This window comes from Epibacterium ulvae (assembly GCF_018678075.1).
GTDB classification, from domain to species: Bacteria; Pseudomonadota; Alphaproteobacteria; order Rhodobacterales; family Rhodobacteraceae; genus Epibacterium; species Epibacterium ulvae_A.
In genome coordinates, this window is sequence record NZ_JAHHIR010000040.1 from 34,758 (window position 1) to 55,162 (window position 20,405).

Here is a 20,405-nt window from a genome sequence, read left to right on the forward strand (position 1 = left end):
CGCCTTTTTTCGTTTTAGAGACCAGAATTTAGCTGGATTTGCGCAGGCGATAGACCTGATGATCCGCGCCCTCATCGACACCAAGGAATTCGTGTCCGGCCTCGGCGCAGAAATGGGGCACATCGACAATGGCCGCCGGATCATCCGCCAGCAGTGTCAGAACCGTGCCGGGTGCCAGTGATTTCAGCCGTTTGCGCGCCTTGAGCACGGGCAGGGGGCACAACAGCCCGATGGCGTCCAAAATGTTGTTTTCATCCGTCATAACCTGCAGTTAATCACGATGTTTCAGCCTGTCCACAAGGATGTGACGTCCTGTGCAGGTGACCTTTTGAAATTCGGTGGTTAAGTGTAGCGCATGTTTGGAATTGATATCATCGATGCGGGTCTCTTGCCCGCCATGCTGGTGGCGCTGTTTGGCGGCCTTATCAGCTTCTTGTCGCCCTGTGTGCTGCCGATTGTGCCGCCTTATCTGGCCTATATGAGCGGCGTGTCTATCAACGAGATGCAAGGCACCACCGCCGCGCGGCGCAAGGCAATTATTGCCGCGCTGTTCTTTGTGCTTGGCCTGTCGACGGTGTTCATTCTGCTGGGCTTTACCGCATCTGCCTTTGGTGCGTTTGTGTTGCAGAACCAACAGCTGTTTGCGCAGGTTTCGGGCGTGATCGTGATCGTCTTTGGTCTGCACTTCCTGTCGATCTTCCGCATTCCGCTGTTGGATCGTGAAGCGCGGATGGATGCGGGGCAATCCGGGGGCTCGGCGCTTGGCGCTTATGTGTTGGGGCTGGCCTTTGCCTTTGGCTGGACGCCTTGCATCGGCCCGCAATTGGGCGCAATCCTGTCACTTGCCGCGTCAGAAGGGTCTGTGTCGCGCGGCACGGTCTTGCTGGGTGTTTATGCAATGGGCCTTGGCGTGCCGTTCCTGTTGGCAGCGATTTTCCTCACCAAATCTATGGTGTTGATGAACAAGCTGAAACGCCACATGGGCATGATCGAAAAGGTGATGGGCGGCTTGCTGCTGTTTGTCGGTTTCATGCTGGTCACTGGCCTGTTTGCAACCTTCAGCTGGTGGCTGTTGGAGACCTTCCCGGCGCTCGCCGTTCTGGGCTGATCCGCAAGACACCGTAAAACCAATGGAGGCCCCCGCGTGGGGCCTTACTCTTGCCAGATTGGCGCATTATGATCGCTGGGATTGATCAATTTACCAGTGGGCAGAGCGTGACCGGACAGGCAACTGCGGATCCTTCCAGTAAAATCGTGCGCAGACGGCGGGTGTTTTACATCCCCGGCTATGACCCGATTCATCCCCGCCGCTATCGGGAGCTCTACCGCAAGGAAGGCAGCGCCCAGGCCGAGATTTCGGGCTACACCCTGTCGCTAAAGCCCGGCACGACCGAGGGCGCGTTTGGCTGGCATGTCTCCTCGCAGATTGCGGATGATCGGGTTGAGACCGACATGGAGGTCATGGTCTGGTCCGACATTGTGCGCGACAGTATGGATGCCAGTATCGTGGGCACCTATCTGCAGCTGATCCGCACGGCGTGGATCTACATTACCTCTGGTGCGCTCAGCCGGTTGATGTTGCTGCGCAAAGGGCCGGTGATTGCAGCGCTTTATCCGGTGTTGATGCTGCTCGTGCAGGCCGTTCTAGCGCTGGGACTGGCGGTCTTGGTGCATGAAGCGATTGGTGCGCTGTGGGCGCAGGTTGCACCAGTGGGGCTGCTTGCCAATGTTCTGGGCTGGTGTGCGGGTGGATTTGTTGGCGCGCGGCTGCTGCATTGGTTCAAGAGGCTGGATAACAAATTCTTTGCCTATTACTTGATGCATGACTACGCCTATTCCGCCGCCTCCCAAGGCGAGAACCCGCCCGAGTTGGAGGCGCGGATGGCGGAGTTCAAAACCCGCATTCGATTGGCGCTGGAGAATCCCGAGTTGGATGAGGTTCTGGTGGTTGGTCATTCCTCCGGCGCGCATGTGGGCGTGAGCGTTCTCGCCGATCTGTTGCGCCAAGGGGTGCCCGATGATGCGCCGGTTCTGTCTTTCCTGAGCCTGGGGCAGGTGGTGCCGATGGTGTCTTTCCTGCCGCGTGCCGCACGGTTGCGTCGGGATTTGCAATATCTGTCGCTCCAGGAACAGGTGGCCTGGGTGGATGTCACTGCTCCCGGCGATGGCTGCGCCTTTGCCTTGTGTGATCCGGTTGCGGTGAGTGGGGTTGCCACCGGGCAGAAACGCTGGCCGCTGGTCATTTCGGCGGCCTTTACCCAAACGCTGAGCCCGGCGCGTTGGTCCGAGCTGCGCTGGCGGTTTTTCCGGCTGCATTTTCAATATCTTTGTGCCTTTGACCGGCCGGGCGATTATGATTACTTCCAGATCACCGCAGGCCCCCAGACGTTGGGCGCACGCTACAAAGATCGCAAGGCCTCTCCTGCGCGGATTGATGTGGAGGTGTCAAAATACACCTCAATGGCGTTGGAATGACGGCTGACTTACCCCTGCCGCCGAAACCTCCAGCACGGCCAAAACGGGTGTCGCTGTGGCGCTATGCCAAACTCTTTCGCCAGGACATCCTGTCGGCGCAGCCCGCACGGCTGTATCGGGCATGGATGGCTGAGTTTCGCACGCCGTTCTTCCGCTCCTATCTGATGAACCAGCCTGATCTGGTGGACACGGTGCTGCGCCAACGGCCCGATGACTTCCCCAAATCCGACCGCATTGCCGAAGGTCTGCGTCCGCTGTTGGGGCAGTCGGTTTTTGTCACCAATGGGGATCTGTGGAAACGGCAACGGCGCATCATTGATCCGGCCTTTGAGGGCGGGCGTCTGCGCGAGACATTTGCGGCGATGTTTGCCGCCGGTGAAGCAGGCCTTGCGCGTCTGAAACACCAAGGCGACTTGGTTGAGATCGAGGAGGTCACGTCGCATCTGGCGGCGGACGTGATCTTTCGCACCCTGTTTTCGATCCCGATCGAGCATGAGACGGCATCAGCCGTGTTCCACCGGTTTCGCGACTATCAACGCAGCCAGCCGATTATGAATGTGGCGGCCTTTGTGCCGATGCCGCGCTGGATGCCACGGTTCTTTCGCCGGGGCACCCGCGCCAATGCGGCTGAGATCCGGCGGCTGATCGCCTCACTCACCCATAAGCGACAGGATGAGATTGCCGTAGGCACCGCGCCCGATGATCTGGCGACCAAGATCATGACCACCCGCGATCCCGAAACCGGCGATCTGTTTGATGCGGATGAGATGGTGGATCAGGTGGCGATCTTTTTCCTGGCGGGGCATGAAACCAGCGCCTCGGCCTTGGCGTGGGCGCTGTATCTGATGGCGCTTTATCCGCAGTGGCAGGAAAAGGTCGCGACAGAGGCGCAGGCCATCACGGGGCCGGATTTTTCTGTGATCTCCAAACTGCGCCTGTCGCGCGATGTCTTCCGCGAGACGCTGCGGCTTTATCCGCCGGTGCCGATGATGGTGCGCGAGACGGCCTGCCCAGAGCAGTTCCGCGACCGGGATGTGGCCAAGGGATCGCAAGTTGTCCTCAGCCCCTGGCATCTGCATCGCCATGAACGGTTGTGGGACAATCCGGACGGGTTTGATCCAACCCGCTGGCAGAGCGAGAATGGGAAGACCTGCCAGCGCGAGGCTTATATTCCCTTCTCTGCCGGATCGCGGGTCTGTACGGGGGCCGGGTTTGCCATGGTCGAAGGAGTGTTGCTGTTGTCGATGATCCTGCGCGATTTCCGGGTGGAATATGCAGACGACACACCGCCGGTACCGGTGGCGCATCTGACGGTGCGGTCAAAGGATGGGATCAAACTGCGGCTGTTTCCACGCGCGCCTGCAGACGGCGCAACACATACAGACGAATAGCCGAGGCCAGCCCGCAATCTGTGCCACGGGTTTCATCGATCTCTGCGGCCAGCTCGTTTATCGGTCGGCCTTCTTGTGCAGCGATTTGGCGAAAGGCCGTCCAGAACTCATCCTCAAGCGAGACCGAGGTGCGGTGGCCGCGCAGGGTAAGAGAGTGTTTTTTGGGGCGCAGGCTCATGTGTCGTCGGTTTTGTGATTGTCCAGATCGCGGCGCAGTTTCTCGATCTTGGCCGTTTCCAAAGATTTCTCGGATTTGGTGCGGCCAAATTTAGCGGCATTTGCATTGGCCTGCGTCTTTTTGTCGGCGCGGGCACGGGTTTTGCGGAAGCGGTTCAGGTTCACGATCTCAGCCATATCCGCAGCATAGCCGGCAGACGTTTGCAAAATCCAGCACTTAGGCGGTAAAGAATAAGCTTCGTAACAAGCCCGGAAGTAAGCGACGCCCCTGCTGTGTCAAAGAATACGCTACCATTATGGATTTCAGTGGTTCTTGAACTTGGTCGTCACGAGTTCTCATGAAGCCGACATTGGATAGATGCGCCCAGAACCAGTCATTTGCGGACCCTTTGGGTGTCATGGCGGCTACGTCTTCATTTCCCGTACTCTGCAACATTGCAACAAGAGCGGATTTATCACCGTTAGATAAGTTGTCAGCCAACTCTTTTAAGCGTCCCCCCCATCCCTTGTCCTGTCGCGCGGCCTCGATGAGGCCGCGCTTTGGTTCATTTGCAGTGGTCATCAGGCTTTAGGGCCGATCATTTGTTCGGGGCGGACCACAGCGTCAAAGGTCTCGTCATCGACAAAGCCAAGCGCGATGGCTTCTTCTTTGAGGGTGGTGCCGTTCTTATGCGCGGTCTTGGCAACTTTGGTCGCGTTGTCGTAGCCGATGGTTGGCGCCAATGCGGTGACCAGCATCAGCGATTCTTTCATCAGCTTGTCGATGCGCGGCTCGTTCGCCTGGATGCCGTTGAGCATACGGGTCGTAAAGCTGTCCGCCACATCCCCCAACAGCTGCATGGATTGCAGCAGGTTGTAGGACATCATCGGGTTGTAGACGTTCAGCTCGAAATGGCCCTGGCTGCCCGCAAATGTCATCGCGGCGTTGTTGCCCATGACGTGTGCGGCAACTTGGGTCATGGCTTCGGCTTGGGTCGGGTTGACCTTGCCCGGCATGATGGATGAACCAGGCTCGTTCTCGGGCAGGATCAGCTCACCCAGACCGGAGCGTGGACCGGAGCCCAGGAAGCGGATGTCGTTGGCGATTTTATACATCGAACCCGCAACAGTCGCCAATGCGCCGGACATGAAGACCATCGCGTCATGCGCTGCCAGTGCTTCGAATTTATTCGGCGCGGTGACAAAAGGCAGGCCGGTGATTTCGGCCATATTGGCGGCAACGGTTTCGCTCCAACCGGGGGCGGTGTTCAGACCGGTGCCAACGGCGGTGCCGCCTTGGGCCAGTTCGTAAATGCCGGGCAGGGCTGCGTTGATACGCGCGATGCCCTGGCGGATCTGGTGGGCGTAGCCGCCAAATTCCTGACCCAATGTCAGAGGGGTCGCATCCTGAGTGTGGGTGCGGCCGATCTTGATGATGTCTTTGAATTCTTCCGACTTTGCTTCCAGACCTTCGGCCAGTTTGGTCAGGCCGGGCAGCAGGACGTCGCGCACGGTCATGGCCGCCGCGATATGCATCGCGGTTGGGAATGTGTCGTTAGAGGACTGACCCATGTTGCAGTGGTCGTTCGGGTGAACCGGGTCTTTGGAGCCGATCACGCCGCCGAGGATTTCAATCGCACGGTTGGCGATAACCTCGTTTGAGTTCATGTTGGACTGGGTGCCGGACCCGGTCTGCCAGACAACCAGCGGGAAGTTGTCGTCGAATTTGCCCTCAAAGACTTCGCCAGCAGCCTGGATCACAGCATCGGCGATCTTGGCGTCCATCTTGCCGTTGGCTTTGTTGGCCATGGCGCAGCCTTTTTTGATCACACCCAGCGCGCGCACGATGGCGACGGGCTGTTTTTCCCAGCCAATGGGGAAGTTCATGATCGAGCGCTGTGTCTGTGCGCCCCAATATTTGTCTGAAGGAACTTCAAGCGGACCAAAGCTGTCTGTTTCGGTGCGGGTTTCGGACATGGTCTCTCTCTCCGTCTGGTAAACCGTCCCAGAGGCTTTAGCGCAGGGGGCGGCACTGTTCAATTGGCTAGCGATGAATTGACGAGGCGCTAGCGCTCACAATGACACGGAAACCTTTTCAAAACGGGTTCTGAGACATACATACCCTATGTAAGCATCGCAAATTTCTTGCGATCTGCGCAAAATGGGCACATCTGATGGAACCGAACGTTCAAGTAGCTGCAATCGATGATGCGTCGTTGACCAGAAGACGGATGGTTCTGGCAGGGCTCGTGGCGATGTGTGTGGCCTGTCTGTTGTTGCTGGCCCCTGGTCAGGCGCTGGCGCAGAAATATGGTGCCAAGGCCGCGCCAGAGCTTGTGCGGTTCTTTGGGACCTATACCGGCTCGGCGCAGGTCACCCGCGCGAATGGTGAGGTTGAAGACCGCGATATGCAGGTTGAGATCCGCGAAGCCGGTGAGGGGTTCTGGGTCAAATGGACCACCAAGCGGATGAAGGCGGACGGACAGGTCTCTGCCAAAAGCTATGACATCTTTTTTGAACCCGGCGGGCGCGGTGATCTGTATTCAGCCGCGATGCGTCAGAACGTGTTTGGCCATGCGGTGCCGCTGGATCCGTTAAAAGGCGAACCCTATGTCTGGGCGCGTCTAGACAAGGACACGCTGACGGTGTTTTCGCTGTTTATCGATGCCAATGGTGACTACGAGATGCAGCAATATGACCGCACATTGGTTGAGGGCGGGATTGATCTGCATTTCTCCTCCCATCGCAACGGATTTCCCCGGCTTGAGGCACGCAGCTTTTTGGCGCGGGATTGATCGCCAAGCCCTGTCCAAGGCATGAATTGTTCCAGACATGAAAAAGGGGCGCGCAACGCACACCCCTTTGATAGCTTAGCTTTGATCGCGATTACTTGCGGAAACTGTCGAGCGAGACCACATCTGCATCCTTGGCAGGGGCGTCTGCTTCAGGCTCTTCGCTGACTTCAACCTCGTCCTCTTCGGTGACCTCGTAAAGGGCTGGCCCGTCTTCTTCGTCGTCCTCAGCGCTTTCAAAACGCAGGCCAAATTCGACAGACGGATCCACAAAGGTGCGCATCGCATCAAATGGAATATACAGCGGTTCCGGATTGTCGCCAAAGTTCAGCGTGATCGAGAAGCCCGCATCATCCACCACCAGATTTTCGAACCAATGTTGCACAACAATGGTCATCTCACCGGGATAGCGGTCCGAGAGCCACTGTGCGATTTGAACATCGGGTTGGTTGGTATCAAACGTTATGAAAAAGTGATGGTTGCCCGGCAGACCATTTTCGCCCACGTCTTCGAGGACGGTTTTGATCAGGCTGCGCATGGCGGCATGCATCAGATTTCCATAATCGATTTCGCCGGTCATAGAGTGTTCCCTTGCTCTTTTTCACAAGCATAGCCGAAATTTGTGGAAACTAAAGAGATTGCGCAGCGATGCAGCATTTTTTTCCACAGGGCATTTTATGTAAAGAGTGGAAGCCTTTGCAGCACAATCGCCAGCCCCGCCATGAGGGGGAGGAGCAGAAACAGATTGCCGCGCAGCAGCTTGTGAAACAGGGGCGCCAGCAGAACCAGAACCAATGACAAGAGGTTCATGCTGGCCCATTCGGGCAGGCTGAACTGCAACAGGCCGCGTTCCATTCGGATGACGATGTCAAACAGGATGGAAATGGCAAACCACAGCGACAGGTTGAGAATGACGCCCACCACCGTGGCTGTGATCGCCTTGAGCGCTGCATTGAGACGCGGAATGGAGGTCAGCCGTTCCACAAAAGGCGCGGCGGCAAAGATCCACAGAAAACACGGCACAAAGGTTGCCCAAAGTGCGGTGATCCCGGCGGCAATGGCCAGGGAGGCTCCGCCGATTTGCGCGCCGGTCAACATGGCTACAAACTGCGTGACCAGGATCAGCGGACCGGGTGTGGTCTCCGCCAGTCCCAGCGCATCCACCATCTGCCCCGAGGAGATCCAGCCGTGATCTTGGACCACGGTTTGGGTCATATAGGACAAAACCGCATAAGCGCCGCCAAAGGTCACAACCGCCAATTTGGCAAAGAACCAGCCGATCGTGGCCAGAACAGGTGCGCCCCAGATGGACAGGGCCACCAGTGGCACCAACCACAGCGCGGCCCAAAGCCCGGTTTGCGTCATATGTTGCGCTAATGAGGTTGTGGCGGGCGCAGGGGCGGGCGGCGTGGCGGTTTGTCCATTGATGGCAAACCACGCCGGAAAGGCCGCGCCGACAACCGCGCTGGCCGCAATGACAGCCGGAAACGGCAGATCAAGGAAGAACAACGCAACAAAGCCAAACAGCGAAAACACCCCATCCAAGGGGCGATGCAGCGCCTTTTGGCTCAACTTCCACAGCGCCTTGAACACGATGGTGATCACGGCCGCCTTAATGCCAACAAACCCTGCGCTCACAAGGGGTTGGTTGCCAAAGGTCACGTAAAGCCACAAGAGCGCAGCAATCACAAAAGCGCCCGGTACAACAAAAAGCGCACCGGCCAGCAACCCACCAAGGGTGCCGCGCAGTCGCCACCCGGTATAGGTCGCCAGCTGCATGGCTTCGGGCCCCGGCAGCAGCATGCAAAAGCTGAGACCGCGCAGGAACTGCTCTTCCTTTAGCCAGGGGCGTTTTTCCACCAGCTCTTGATGCATCAATGCGATCTGCGCGGCAGGGCCGCCAAACGACAACAGGCCGATCCGGCCAAAGACCCGGAACAACTCCGAAAAATGAGGGGACATGTTGAACTCCAGTCCTTAGCCGCGTGTCGTGGGCCAGTCATGGCCTTCATCAAACCCATCCCGCGCCCAACGATAAAGCGCGTCATACATCTCAAACCCGGCCAGCATTTGCTGCTGGTCGTCCTTGAACCGTCGCGACAGGCCAACGGACAAGGCCAAAAGCCCGGCCGCCTGTGGGGCAAGATCATGGCGGTTGGTGTCTGCCGCGCGCACGATCTGTGCCAAACGATCCATCGCATGGGTGGTCAGGCCAAATTCGCCGACCATTGTGTCAAACGTGCAAAACTCACCGCGGTGGCTCCAAAAAACATCCTCAACATCAAAAGGCGTGGCCGAAAACCGGTCTGCAACAGTCTTGACCTCGGATGGGGACACAAAGAGGAAGCGCGCCTGCGGATCCACAAAACGGCGGATCAGCCAGGGGCAGGCGATGCGGTCGATCTTGGGACGATGACGGGTGACCCAGACTGTGGCGCCGTCTTGTTTGGGCGGAATGGCTGCCAAGGGCACACGCGGCGCACCATCGGTCGCGGCCCAGCCCAGGTTGCCGCCTTGTAAGTATTCGGCCGCAACACCTTCACTGGCGAGCCACGCGGCGACGCCCTGGCTCAGCTTTTTGCCCTTTTGGCAGACAATAACGGCAGGCCGTCCGAACAGGAGGGTGATCAGGCCCTGCATATCCGTGTGTACGTGTGGCAGTGCGCCGGGGATAAGAAAGGGGTCTTCGGCGACGTCTTCGGGCAGGGTGACATCCACAATCACCGGACACTCAGGCGTGCCGATCAGTCGCATCAATTGCTTTGGGGTCATTTCATTTGGCGCAGGCATGCTACATCCTCTGATATCTTTGGGTTTCAGCGGATGCGACTTTGGCTGGCGCCTCACGGGGCGATCGCACAGGCCCCATGAGACAGACAATTTGCAATTGTCTCGGTAATGTCAAGTGGTGTGGTGTCAGGTTGTCTCAGCCAAAAAGCGTTCGCCAGAGAAGAGAAGTTCGTGTGATTGTTCAGGCAATTGCTGCATTTGCTCGAACAGGTTCAAGTAATTGACCGTGTCGTAGCATTCGACAATTTTGTCTTCCTCAAAGCACACACAGGCAACTGACCGATGAAATTGATGGGAAAGCCACCAACCGCAGCGGTCGCGGTGCATCGATACAGCATTTGAACCCATTTGCCCGTTTCCGTCACGACCAGGGGTTCAATCCGCATGTTCTTCATGATCGCCGCAATAACGGGGACAAATTCGCGGAAATCATCCGGGCCAAGCGACGTGTCCTGTAGCACACCGTCGACCTTGAAATCGCTGGCAAAATAGGTGTCGATTGCAACCAAATCATGTTCGACCCAAATTGCGTTTGTGCTGTCAATCAGCAGCTGTGCCTGGCGTGAATGAGCCTGGATGCTTGGAGCGGTCGACATTCAAAATGGTCCTTCGCTTCAATCTGTGCAGGTGTTTACCATCATAGACAACACTATGTGATTAACTGTAACAAGTTTCAATCACACACGAAAAAAATGTATCCTGCCAACGCTTTAGGAAAAGCGGATGCGCAAAAAGTGACCTTAGAAATCAGCGTGTTTGGAACGGAAAAAGTAAGTGCAGGTTTCTGTTGCCAGGTACCTGCGAACCCCGCCTTACGCGGCTAGGCGCAAGGGCTTAATTTCGGTTTTCCGAACTGCTTACGCAGCCAGGGCTACCGGAGCACGATTGTCATTTGCAATTGTACAAGTTTCGCCGATAACGGTGGCAGACAGCCGAAACAAAGCTAACCCCTTTAGACGTCCGTCGATCCTATTTCGACCCCATGATCCCCAAATGAAGGATGTTTGGTGGAGTCGCCGGGTACCGCCCCCGGGTCCGATCCGTTTATTACGAGCGCGTTTATGTTCATAGTTCCCGAAGGAACATTGCGAATATACGCCCGACGGGGCCGAAGTTAAAGGGGCAAAATACTGAAAACAGTATGCTCTTTGGTATCTTGCAGGTCGGGTTTTGCAAAAATCCCAAAGTATAGCCGCAAATCTCTTGCGATAGGCGCGACTTTGCGGAAGCTTTGAGCCAACACGCAGCAGGAGCTTTTGGATATGGTCGAACTTGACGCAGCTTTTGTCAGATCGCAGTTTCCCGCCTTTGATGAACCAAGCCTCGCAGGGCAGGCGTTCTTTGAAAATGCCGGGGGATCATACACATGCGCTCCGGTGATCACGCGGCTTTCGCGGTTTTATCATGCGCGCAAGGTGCAGCCCTTTGGACCCTATGAAACCTCACGGCTTGCCGGAGAAGAGATGGATGAGGCGCGCCGCCGTCTGGCCGCGTGGATGGGGGTGCAATCGGATGAGGTGAGCTTTGGCCCATCCACCACCCAGAACACCTATGTGCTGGCGCAGGCGTTTCGTCGGTTCATGCAGCCCGGCAATGCGATCATTGTCACGGATCAGGATCATGAGGCCAACAGCGGGCCCTGGCGTCGGCTGGCTGATGAGGGGTTTGAAATCCGCGAATGGAAGATGAACCCGGAGACAGGCGCGTTGGAGCTGGACCAATTGGAAGAGCTGCTAGATGAAAACGTCCGGCTGGTGTGTTTTCCCCATTGTTCCAATGTCGTGGGGCAGATCAACCCGGTCTCTGACATCACTGCGATTGCCCATGCGGCCGGGGCGTTTGTCTGTGTGGACGGGGTTTCCTATGCGCCCCATGGCCTGCCCAATGTCGAAGAACTGGGGCCGGATATCTATCTGTTCTCGGCCTATAAAACCTATGGCCCACATCAGGGTATTATGGTCATACGGCGGGGGCTGGCGGATTTGCTACCCAATCAGGGGCATGATTTTAATGCAGATGTGCGCTACAAACGGTTCACACCGGCAGGGCCAGATCATGCGCAGGTGGCGGCCTGTGCGGGTATGATTGACTATTTTGAAGCGCTCGCTGCCCATCACGGTGCCGCAGATCTGCCAACCCAGACGCAGGCCGCGCGGGTGCATGATTTGATGCGCGGCCATGAGATTGCACTGATGAAACCACTTTTGTCTTTCTTGAAGGACAAGAACCACATTCATCTGCTGGGGCCCGATCAGCCGGATCAGCGTGCACCAACCCTGGCATTGGCGCTAGAGACCAACCCGGCTGAGGCTGCCATGGCGCTGGGACAACGCAGGATTATGGCCGGGGCTGGGGATTTCTACGCGGTGCGGGCTTTAAATGCGCAAGGCATTGATCCAACACGGGGTGTTCTGCGTATAAGCTTTGTTCATTACACGTCCCCGGCTGAGATTGATCAACTTCTCAACGCGTTGGAGGATGTCTTGTAGATAAAGAAGGGCCAGGGATTGAAGACGAAACCCATTGTCATTTGGTGGATAAGGCGCGATTTGCGGCTTGCCGACAATCCGGTGCTTGATGCGATTGCGGCCCAAGGGGGGGCGGTTGTTCCCGTCTACATCAGTGATCCCATCGACGCGGCCCTTGGCGCGGCCCCTCAGTTTCGGTTGGGCCTGGGTCTTGCGCATCTTCAGAACTCTCTGGCGGCACGCAGTTTGCGGCTGATTGTCCGGCGCGGGGCCGCGCTACAGGTCTTGCGTGATGTTGTGCAAGACTGCGGTGCCTCGGCGGTCTATTGGTCGCGTCTTTATGATCCACAAGCCATTGCGCGCGACATTGAGATTAAGACTTCTCTAAAAAACCAAGGGGTTGAGGCGCGTTCCTTTGGTGGGCGATTGCTGTTTGAACCCTGGAGTGTTGAGAAAAAGACTGGCGGGTTCTTTCAGGTCTACACCCCGTTCTGGCGCGCGGTCGCAACGCGCCCCGTCTCTCCACCAACGCGAGAGCCTGCGCGTCTGCAGGGACCACAGACTTGGCCCACAAGCGATACGGTTGAGAGTTTGGGATACGCCAAACGCATGCAACGGGCCGCGGGTGTCGTGGCGGCCCAATGTCGGGTTGGTGAGCAGGCCGCGTTTGCGCGCGCAGAAGAATTTGTTCACAATGACTTACCCCATTATGCTGAGCTGCGGGATGTGCCGTCGTCGGATGTGACCTCGGGCCTGTCAGAGAACCTTGCCTGGGGGGAGATTGCTCCGCGCCAGATCTGGGCGGCATGCGACGCGGCGGCACCAAACACTGCCGTAGAAAAGTTCCGCAAGGAATTGGTCTGGCGGGAATTTTCCTACCACCTGATGTATCACACGCCGCATATTCTGGATCGCAATTGGCGCAGCGGCTGGGAGGGGTTTGCCTGGAGCGAAACCCAAACCGAGGCGCTCAGCGCGTGGCAACAGGGGCGCACCGGGATTGATCTGATCGATGCGGGTATGCGCGAGCTGTATGTGACCGGAAAAATGCACAATCGGGTGCGGATGGTTGCCGCAAGTTTTCTGTGCAAGCACCTGATGGTGCACTGGAAAATGGGGATGCAGTGGTTTCAGGATTGTCTGGTCGACTGGGACCCAGCGGCCAATGCGATGGGCTGGCAATGGGTTGCGGGCTGCGGCCCGGATGCCGCGCCGTTTTTCCGCATCTTCAATCCCGACGGGCAGCGGCAGAAATTTGACCCCGACGGTGCCTATTGTCGCAAATGGATCGCCGAGGGGCAGCGCGACCCACCTGACACTGCGCGGGCGTTTTTTGCGGCCTGTCCCAAAAGCTGGACCATAACCGCCGAGACCCCTCGACCACCCCCGATTGTGGAATTGGCAAAGGGGCGCGCACGGGCGCTTGCCGCCTATGAGACGTTACGGAAAACCGGCTAGGACACAGCGATGACAGAGAATTCTTGTCATGAAACTGTTTCTTTTCTAGCCTGATTATTAACAACCACTTGCGACGGGGAAGCGAATGATATTCACGACCACCGATGGCCAAAAGAACCTGCCGCGTTATTTTTCGCAGATCTTTCAGGCGCTCTGCCAGATGGATGCAGGGCAGTTGGACATCTATTTACCGGACGGGCGGGTGTTTCGCGCCAAGGGCCGCAACCCCGGTCCGGCTGCGGATTTGCATATCCACAATCTCGACAGTTTTGCACGGCTGATCCGCGAAGGGGACCTTGGGTTTTCCGACGCCTATCTTGAGGGATGGTGGAGCACCAGCGATCTTCAGGCCTTTATGGATCTGGTACATATGGGCGCCGATACCGTCTATGATGGTTTTCCGGGGCAAGCGCTGGCGCGGGCCTATGAACGGTTTCGGTTCTGGCTGCATCGCAACCATCGCACACAGGCGCGCAAGAATATCTCCTACCATTATGACCTGGGCAATGACTTCTACAGCCTGTGGTTGGATGAGACGATGACCTATTCCAGTGCGAAATTTGACACTGGACAAGAGAGCCTGGAGCGGGCGCAGACCGCCAAATACGCATCGATGGTGGATCAGATGGGGGTGAAGCCTGGCGATCACGTGCTGGAGATCGGCTGTGGTTGGGGCGGCTTTGCCGAATATGCCGCCAAGGAACGCGGGCTTCGGGTGACTGGGCTGACGATCAGTGAAGAACAGTTGAAATTTGCCCGCAACCGGATTGAACAGGCTGGGCTGGTCGATCAAGTCGATTTGCGGATGCAGGATTATCGAGACTGTGAGGGACGTTTCGATGGCATCGCCTCTATCGAGATGTTCGAGGCGGTGGGGCAAAAATACTGGCCTGCCTATTTCGACACGATCCGGGACCGGTTGAAACCAGACGGGCGGGCCACCTTGCAGATCATCACTGTCGCTGACCGCCGGTGGGAGATCTATCAGCGCGGTATTGATTTCATCCAGAAACATATCTTTCCCGGTGGCATGTTGCCCAGCCCGGGTGTGTTGCGCCAACAGGTCGAAGGCGCGGGTTTGAATGTGGTGCAGTCGATTGAATTTGGCCCGAGCTACGATCAAACCCTGCGGCGCTGGCACAATACATTTAACGATCGCTGGGATCAGATCCAGTCACTGGGTTTTGATGACCGGTTCCGCAAGATGTGGAATTTCTACCTGACCTCTTGTGCGGCGGCGTTTAAAACAGGTACCTGTGATGTCACGCAAATCACCATCGCCCACCGCACGTAGGACTGACTGAATGCCCACATCCGCTCGATTAGCCGCTGCGCTGTTCCTGTCAGTTCTTGCCTTTGGCGTGTCGATCCAGGTTATGCCTCTGTTTCCGGAAGGTATGGATTTCGGCTATTTCGTGCATTTCAACGTTATGTTGGGTTCGCTGGTTGGCTGGGTCTATATGGGCAGCCGCGTCGGGCGGGGATTTGTGTCGTCGATAAATAATGGCTTAACGGGCATGGGTCTGCTGGTTATTGCGGCATTGTTGGCCCAGGGTGCCTGGGAAATGTTCCGTTTGGCTAATCGTTTACGCTATGACGGGCCTTTTGAAGCCTTGAGCGCAATATTCACGATTGCTTTGGACTATTTCTTTGTTATCGCAGTGCCACATGTCTGGGCGACCTTGATCATCGGCGGCTGTTTGGTTGGGATGATCACAGAGCGCGCTTGGAGACGCTGGCACTAACTCTGAGATAGAGGCCCGGATTAAGTGATCGATTTGTTTTTCTACGGCACGTTGCGATACCTGCCGGTTCTTGAGTGCGTATTGGGACGCGCGACTTCGCAGTTGAATACAACTGTTGCTTATCTTGATGATCACGAGGTGCGTGATGTGGCGGGGCATCATTTCCCGACCATTTGTCATGCGCCGAGCGCCCGTACCGAAGGGTTGCTGGTGCGCGATTTGGATGCGGATGATCTGGAATCCCTGGCCCATTACGAGGCGGGGTTCTCCTGCGATATCGATGCTTGTCAGGTGACCACGGCGGATGGGACTTTGTGTGAAGCGCAGATCTTTTCCCCCGAGTCGGACGCCTGGGCGACTGGGGATGTTTGGGACTTTGAGAAGTGGCAGGAAGCCTGGGGGGCGTTGAGCCTGCGCTCGACCCAGGAAGTCATGGCCTGGAAAGGGCGGCGCACGCCTCAACAGATGGCGGCAAGTCTCCATTCGATCCGCAATCGCGCATCGGCCTGGGTGGCGCTGCAACAGGAAGAGGAACACCCCGATCATCCGCTGGACCGTGATGTCGTGGTGCATGCCCACAAGCGGGAATACATCAACTACTTTGCAATGGATGAAATGGACCTGCAGTATCGCCGGTTTGATGGCACCATGAGCGAAGTGATCAACCGCGGCTCCTTTTTGGTAGGGCGCGCGGCGGCCGTGTTGCCGTATGATCCCTGGCGCGATGAGGTCTTGTTGATCCAGCAGTTTCGCGCGTCGATCTTTATTGCCGGGGACAAGCAGCCCTGGCTGTGGGAGGCGGTTGCAGGCGTGATTGATCCTGGCGAATCTCCTGAAAACGCCGCAATGCGCGAGGCCGAAGAAGAGGCCGGTATCGACATCAAACAGCTGGAACCGGTCGCACGCACGTTTCCGTCCTCTGGATCCATGGGCGAGGTTGTGCACCATTTCGTCGGAGTTGGCAGCTTTGAACAGGTGACATCAGGCGGAGGATTGGCCTCGGAAGGGGAAGATATCCGCCACCGTGTTCTGAGTTTTGACAGCTTCATGGAAGGAATTGACGCAGGCAAATACCGTGACGGGCCTTTGGTGACCTGCGCGCTGTGGTTGTCGCGCCACCGGGAGCGCCTGCGTGGCATGGTAAAATGACCCTTTGCATTGGGGTTCGCGCCTTGTGAACCCCGGATCGCTTCGCTACATCATTGGGGGAATGATCGAAAGGGATACCATGCGCATTGCACGCGACTTGGCCGATGCCATTGGCCACACACCGTTAATCCGTTTGAACCGCGTCAGTGATGAGACCGGCTGTGAGATCCTGGGCAAGGCGGAGTTCATGAACCCCGGCCAATCCGTCAAGGACCGCGCCGCCTTGTTCATTATCAAAGATGCAATCGCGCGCGGTGAGTTGAAGTCGGGCGGCACCATTGTCGAAGGCACGGCTGGTAACACCGGTATTGGCCTGGCGCTTGTGGGCGCATCGATGGGGTTCAAGACCGTTATCGTTATCCCCGAGACCCAGTCGCAAGAGAAAAAAGACATGTTGCGTCTGGCCGGTGCCCAGTTGGTTCAGGTGCCTGCAGCGCCCTATAAGAACCCCAACAATTATGTCCGCTATTCGCAGCGTCTGGCCGAACAGCTGGCCAAGACGGAACCCAATGGCGCGATCTGGGCCAACCAGTTTGATAATGTGGCCAACCGCCAGGCCCATGTGGAAACCACTGCGCCCGAAATCTGGGAACAGACCGGTGGCAAGGTGGATGGCTTCACCTGTGCTGTTGGTTCGGGCGGGACATTGGCTGGTATTGCCGATGTACTACAGCCCAAAGGGGTCAAGATCGCCCTGGCAGATCCGCTGGGTGCGGCGCTTTATTCCTTCTACACCACGGGTGAGCTGGCTTCAGAAGGTTCCTCCATCACCGAAGGCATCGGGCAGGGGCGGATCACCAAGAACCTCGAAGGGTTCACGCCTGATTTCTCCTACCAGATTCCAGACAGCGAAGCGCTGCCTTATGTGTTTGATCTGCTGCACGACGAAGGTCTGGTGTTGGGCGGGTCGTCCGGCATCAATATCGCCGGCGCCGTGCGCATGGCCAAGGACATGGGCCCCGGCCACACCATCGTGACGGTTCTGTGTGACTATGGCACGCGGTATCAGTCGAAACTGTTCAACCCTGACTTCCTGCGCGAAAAAGGGCTGCCGGTGCCGGATTGGATGACCCACGCACCCGCCTCCATTCCTGGTGTGTTCGAAGACGTATGAGCGTTGGATTGACCCAGATGTTGAATTTTTTCCTGAGGCTGGTCGTTTTGATCAGCCTCTGTGTTTCTGTACAGACGCAAATGGCATCGGCGCAGGCAAGCGACGCCGCCAAAGAATATTATCAGTCCTGGCTGAGCACCGCTGACCGCGCCGAAGAGGTGATTGACGCAAACCGCGCCTCAACCGCGTCTTTGGAAGAGCTGCGTCAGGATCTGGTCAGCTACCGCGACACGTTTCGCGACGAACAGTCCCAAAATGGTGAGCGGATCACAACCCTGCAGGCGCAGTTGGATGCGTTGGGCGCGGCTCCGGGCGAAGGCGAGGATGAGCCCGAAGATCTGGCAAAACTGCGCGCCCGTCTCAGCGAACAGCTGTTGGAGTTGCGGGTGCCGCGGATCGTGTCCGACGAAGCCTTTCGCCGCGCCGACGGTTTGATTGGTGAGATCGACAATATCATCCGCGAGCGGCGCACAACGGTGCTGCTGGAACGCGGTGCGACGCCGTTGAACCCGGACAATTGGTCCGAAGCTCTGCGCAGCTTGTCCTCTGCCAGCACGGCCATGTGGAATGAAACGGTCAGCCAGGTCAGCCACCAGACCACCATCAGTCAGATCAAACGCAATTGGCCAAGCCTTGCGCTGTTGGTGGGGATTGGCGGGTTGTTGCTGTTGCGCGGCCGGGCGATTTCGCGAAGAACCGCCGCATACCTGCGCAAACGCGATCTGCAAAGCAGCGCGATTTGGGAATTCGGCGTCTCACTGTTGCAGGTGGCTTTGCCGTATTTTGGCGTGGTGCTGATTGTGACCGCCATCCGAACGGCGGACCTGCTTGGGGTGCGCGGACATCTGTTGCTCAACAATGTGGCCGGATGGGCGCTGATCCTGCTGGCCTTTCATTGGTTGGGTGGGCGTCTGTTTATTCGCCGCGCCGAAAACCCGCTGTTGCCGGTGGATCCCAAAAACGCATTGGCCACATGGTTGGTGATAGATCTTTTGGCGGTCATTCTGGTGGCCAAAGACGTGCTGAGCACTCTGGAAGATTTCATCTTCTTTACCGAAGGCGCGCTGGCCGTGGCCCGCTTCCCGTTGATCCTGGCGGCGGCCCTGTTGTTGTTGCGCCTGCACCGGATCGGCAAACAACAACGCGCCGATGCCGAAGGGGAAGACAGCGACGATGGCGCCTTGGCTGTTGGAGTAAACGGTATCATCCACACCGTGCGCCGGATTGCCTATCTGCTGGGGTTCATCTCGCCGATTTTGGCGGCGGTGGGCTATATCAATGCGGCCGAAGCGCTGATTTACCCGTCGATCCTGACCCTGGCTCTCATTGCGACCCTGCTGGTGCTGCAACGCTTCCTGGTGGATGTTTACGGCTACCTCAGCAAGACCGCGCGGGAAGAGGCGGCGGACAGTCTGGTCGCCGTCTTGCTGGGCTTTGTGCTTACCCTCATCAGCGCGCCGTTCTTTGCCCTGATCTGGGGCGTGCGCCAGGCGGATCTGTTTGAGCTGTTGAACAAGATGCGCAACGGGTTTCAGGTCGGGGACGTGTCGATCTCGCCCACGGCGTTCCTCAGCTTTGCGGTGATCTTTGCCATGGGCTATATGGTGACCCGCATTGTCCAAAGCAGCCTGCGGACATCCCTGTTGCCAAAAACCAAACTGGACCCCGGCGGGCAGAACGCCATTGTCTCGGGCACCGGTTATGTGGGGATTTTTCTGGCCGCGATCATCGCGATCTCTGCCGCGGGCCTTGATCTGTCATCGCTCGCCATTGTTGCGGGGGCTTTGTCGGTTGGGATTGGTTTTGGTCTGCAGACCATCGTGTCCAATTTTGTCTCGGGCATCATCTTGCTGATTGAACGCCCGGTCTCCAAAGGGGACTGGATCGAAGTGGGCGGTATGATGGGTTATGTGCGCGACATCTCGGTCCGCTCCACCCGGATCGAGACGTTTGACCGGACGGATGTGATTGTGCCGAACTCGGATCTGATCACCGGAACCGTCACCAACTTTACCCGTGGCAATACGGTCGGCCGGGTGATCGTGTCGGTTGGTGTGGCCTATGGCACCGACCCGCGCAAGGTTGAGGCGATCTTGTCTGAGATTGCAAACGCCCACCCCATGGTCCTGGCCAAGCCCGCCCCAAGCGTGGTGTTCCAGGGCTTTGGTGCCGACAGTCTGGATTTCGAAATCCGCGCGATCCTGCGGGACGTGAACTGGAAGCTGGGTGTGAAATCCGACATGAACTACGCCATCGAAGAACGCTTCCGCGCCGAAGGGATCGAAATCCCATTTGCCCAACGCGACCTGTGGATCCGCAATCCAGAGGCGCTGCGTGGGGATCCGGATCCGGACGCGCAGACATAAAATTCCAACCAAATGAGGGCCCGATGCAGATGTGTCGGGCCGTTTCTATATCCTTGGTTCAGACCTCAAAAAAAACAGTCACATTTCGGCGAAAAAATCCTGTTTTGGCTCTTGCAATCCCTTCTGTAATCAAAGATATATCCGCCTCACGGAGAGGTGGCCGAGTGGTCGAAGGCGCACGCCTGGAAAGTGTGTAGGCGGGAGACCGTCTCCAGGGTTCGAATCCCTGTCTCTCCGCCACTTACGAACAAAAGTGGGAACTGTGGAAGCGATTGCTTCGCCGCTCACTATGGCTCGCTCTAATTGTGACCAGCGACCCAGTATCGTAATTTGATCAACATCTACTTTGATCTCGTCAATGATCGCCCGAAGGAATCCCCGCTTTCCTGCTATTGATGGCTGCGCAAGGGCCTCTTGGATCCCGGAAACAAGCGCTGAGACCTTTTGGTGGCTGACGCGAGCTTCAGGTGCGAGTTCAGCGGCAACCTGATCCCGTTCCTT

At 57.4% G+C, this 20,405-nt stretch carries 20 protein-coding genes, 1 tRNA gene and 1 other RNA gene; 12 read left to right on the plus strand and 10 right to left on the minus strand.

Annotated elements, in window-relative coordinates; genetic code table 11:
- Positions 1-28: 28 nt before the first annotated feature.
- The gene (locus KMP13_RS12025; RefSeq protein WP_215266105.1) at positions 29-262 is read right to left on the minus strand and encodes a sulfurtransferase TusA family protein; all 234 of its coding nucleotides are present in this window, start codon (positions 260-262) and stop codon (positions 29-31) included.
- A 93-nt stretch (positions 263-355) separates the two neighbouring features.
- Here KMP13_RS12025 and KMP13_RS12030 point away from each other — a divergent pair, with 93 nt between their 5' ends.
- The 3 genes from KMP13_RS12030 to KMP13_RS12040 all read left to right on the plus strand — a co-directional run bounded on the left by KMP13_RS12030 (position 356) and on the right by KMP13_RS12040 (position 3,866).
- A complete protein-coding gene (locus tag KMP13_RS12030; protein WP_215266106.1) occupies positions 356-1,108 on the plus strand; it encodes a cytochrome c biogenesis CcdA family protein in 753 nt (250 codons plus the stop codon).
- A 146-nt stretch (positions 1,109-1,254) separates the two neighbouring features.
- On the plus strand, positions 1,255-2,475 hold the full coding sequence (locus tag KMP13_RS12035; protein WP_215266126.1) for a hypothetical protein: 1,221 nt from the start codon (positions 1,255-1,257) through the stop codon (positions 2,473-2,475).
- On the plus strand, positions 2,472-3,866 hold the full coding sequence (locus tag KMP13_RS12040) for a cytochrome P450 (RefSeq protein WP_215266107.1): 1,395 nt from the start codon (positions 2,472-2,474) through the stop codon (positions 3,864-3,866). The genes KMP13_RS12035 and KMP13_RS12040 overlap by 4 nt, the downstream gene beginning before the upstream one ends.
- Here KMP13_RS12040 and KMP13_RS12045 read toward each other — a convergent pair.
- From KMP13_RS12045 to fumC, 4 genes are read right to left on the minus strand one after another with little or no spacing between them, the layout of a single operon-like run.
- Positions 3,808-4,044, minus strand: a complete 237-nt coding sequence (locus tag KMP13_RS12045; protein WP_215266108.1) for a ribbon-helix-helix domain-containing protein — start codon at positions 4,042-4,044, stop codon at positions 3,808-3,810. The two genes, KMP13_RS12040 and KMP13_RS12045, sit on opposite strands and share 59 nt — an antisense overlap.
- On the minus strand, positions 4,041-4,250 hold the full coding sequence (locus KMP13_RS12050; protein WP_353055706.1) for a DUF4169 family protein: 210 nt from the start codon (positions 4,248-4,250) through the stop codon (positions 4,041-4,043). Before KMP13_RS12050 ends, KMP13_RS12045 begins: the two co-directional genes overlap by 4 nt.
- A 10-nt stretch (positions 4,251-4,260) precedes the next feature.
- Positions 4,261-4,605, minus strand: coding sequence for a hypothetical protein (locus KMP13_RS12055; protein ID WP_215266109.1), 345 nt, complete (start codon positions 4,603-4,605; stop codon positions 4,261-4,263).
- Complete coding sequence (gene fumC, locus KMP13_RS12060; protein WP_215266110.1) at positions 4,605-5,999, minus strand: class II fumarate hydratase; 1,395 nt, start codon at positions 5,997-5,999, stop codon at positions 4,605-4,607. Before fumC ends, KMP13_RS12055 begins: the two co-directional genes overlap by 1 nt.
- 197 nt (positions 6,000-6,196) lie before the next feature.
- Here fumC and KMP13_RS12065 point away from each other — a divergent pair, with 197 nt between their 5' ends.
- Positions 6,197-6,817, plus strand: a complete 621-nt coding sequence (locus KMP13_RS12065) for a hypothetical protein (RefSeq protein WP_251363825.1) — start codon at positions 6,197-6,199, stop codon at positions 6,815-6,817.
- Positions 6,818-6,908: 91 nt separating this feature from the next.
- Here KMP13_RS12065 and KMP13_RS12070 read toward each other — a convergent pair whose 3' ends face one another.
- From KMP13_RS12070 to ssrA, 5 genes are all read right to left on the minus strand, one after another.
- Positions 6,909-7,394 carry an SspB family protein gene (locus KMP13_RS12070; protein ID WP_215266111.1) on the minus strand — a complete coding sequence of 162 codons (486 nt, stop codon included), beginning with the start codon at positions 7,392-7,394 and terminating at the stop codon, positions 6,909-6,911.
- A 95-nt stretch (positions 7,395-7,489) separates the two neighbouring features.
- Positions 7,490-8,776: a chromate efflux transporter gene (gene chrA / locus KMP13_RS12075; RefSeq protein WP_215266112.1), complete on the minus strand. Its 1,287-nt coding sequence runs from the start codon at positions 8,774-8,776 to the stop codon at positions 7,490-7,492.
- A 15-nt stretch (positions 8,777-8,791) separates the two neighbouring features.
- Positions 8,792-9,604 carry a chromate resistance protein ChrB domain-containing protein gene (locus KMP13_RS12080; RefSeq protein ID WP_215266113.1) on the minus strand — a complete coding sequence of 271 codons (813 nt, stop codon included), beginning with the start codon at positions 9,602-9,604 and terminating at the stop codon, positions 8,792-8,794.
- 212 nt (positions 9,605-9,816) lie between these two features.
- Positions 9,817-10,200, minus strand: a complete 384-nt coding sequence (locus tag KMP13_RS12085; RefSeq protein WP_215266114.1) for a nuclear transport factor 2 family protein — start codon at positions 10,198-10,200, stop codon at positions 9,817-9,819.
- Between the two features lie 177 nt (positions 10,201-10,377).
- Positions 10,378-10,727: a transfer-messenger RNA gene (gene ssrA, locus KMP13_RS12090) on the minus strand.
- Between the two features lie 139 nt (positions 10,728-10,866).
- Between ssrA and KMP13_RS12095 the strand changes: the two genes are divergently transcribed.
- From KMP13_RS12095 to KMP13_RS12130, 8 genes are all read left to right on the plus strand, one after another.
- Positions 10,867-12,093 carry an aminotransferase class V-fold PLP-dependent enzyme gene (locus KMP13_RS12095; RefSeq protein WP_215266115.1) on the plus strand — a complete coding sequence of 409 codons (1,227 nt, stop codon included), beginning with the start codon at positions 10,867-10,869 and terminating at the stop codon, positions 12,091-12,093.
- A gap of 18 nt (positions 12,094-12,111) precedes the next feature.
- The gene (locus KMP13_RS12100) at positions 12,112-13,530 is read left to right on the plus strand and encodes a cryptochrome/photolyase family protein (protein WP_215266116.1); all 1,419 of its coding nucleotides are present in this window, start codon (positions 12,112-12,114) and stop codon (positions 13,528-13,530) included.
- Between the two features lie 85 nt (positions 13,531-13,615).
- Positions 13,616-14,824 (plus strand): SAM-dependent methyltransferase, encoded by a 1,209-nt coding sequence (locus KMP13_RS12105; RefSeq protein ID WP_215266117.1) that lies wholly within the window; start codon positions 13,616-13,618, stop codon positions 14,822-14,824.
- Between the two features lie 10 nt (positions 14,825-14,834).
- Positions 14,835-15,275: a TrgA family protein gene (locus KMP13_RS12110; RefSeq protein ID WP_215266118.1), complete on the plus strand. Its 441-nt coding sequence runs from the start codon at positions 14,835-14,837 to the stop codon at positions 15,273-15,275.
- A gap of 24 nt (positions 15,276-15,299) precedes the next feature.
- On the plus strand, positions 15,300-16,424 hold the full coding sequence (locus tag KMP13_RS12115; protein WP_215266119.1) for an NUDIX domain-containing protein: 1,125 nt from the start codon (positions 15,300-15,302) through the stop codon (positions 16,422-16,424).
- A gap of 79 nt (positions 16,425-16,503) precedes the next feature.
- Positions 16,504-17,538 (plus strand): cysteine synthase A, encoded by a 1,035-nt coding sequence (locus tag KMP13_RS12120; RefSeq protein WP_215266120.1) that lies wholly within the window; start codon positions 16,504-16,506, stop codon positions 17,536-17,538.
- A 17-nt stretch (positions 17,539-17,555) separates the two neighbouring features.
- Entirely contained in the window at positions 17,556-19,904 is a 2,349-nt protein-coding gene (locus KMP13_RS12125) for a DUF3772 domain-containing protein (RefSeq protein ID WP_215266121.1), read from the plus strand.
- A 150-nt stretch (positions 19,905-20,054) separates the two neighbouring features.
- Positions 20,055-20,144 (plus strand) — tRNA-Ser (locus KMP13_RS12130).
- Positions 20,145-20,405 lie beyond the last annotated feature (261 nt).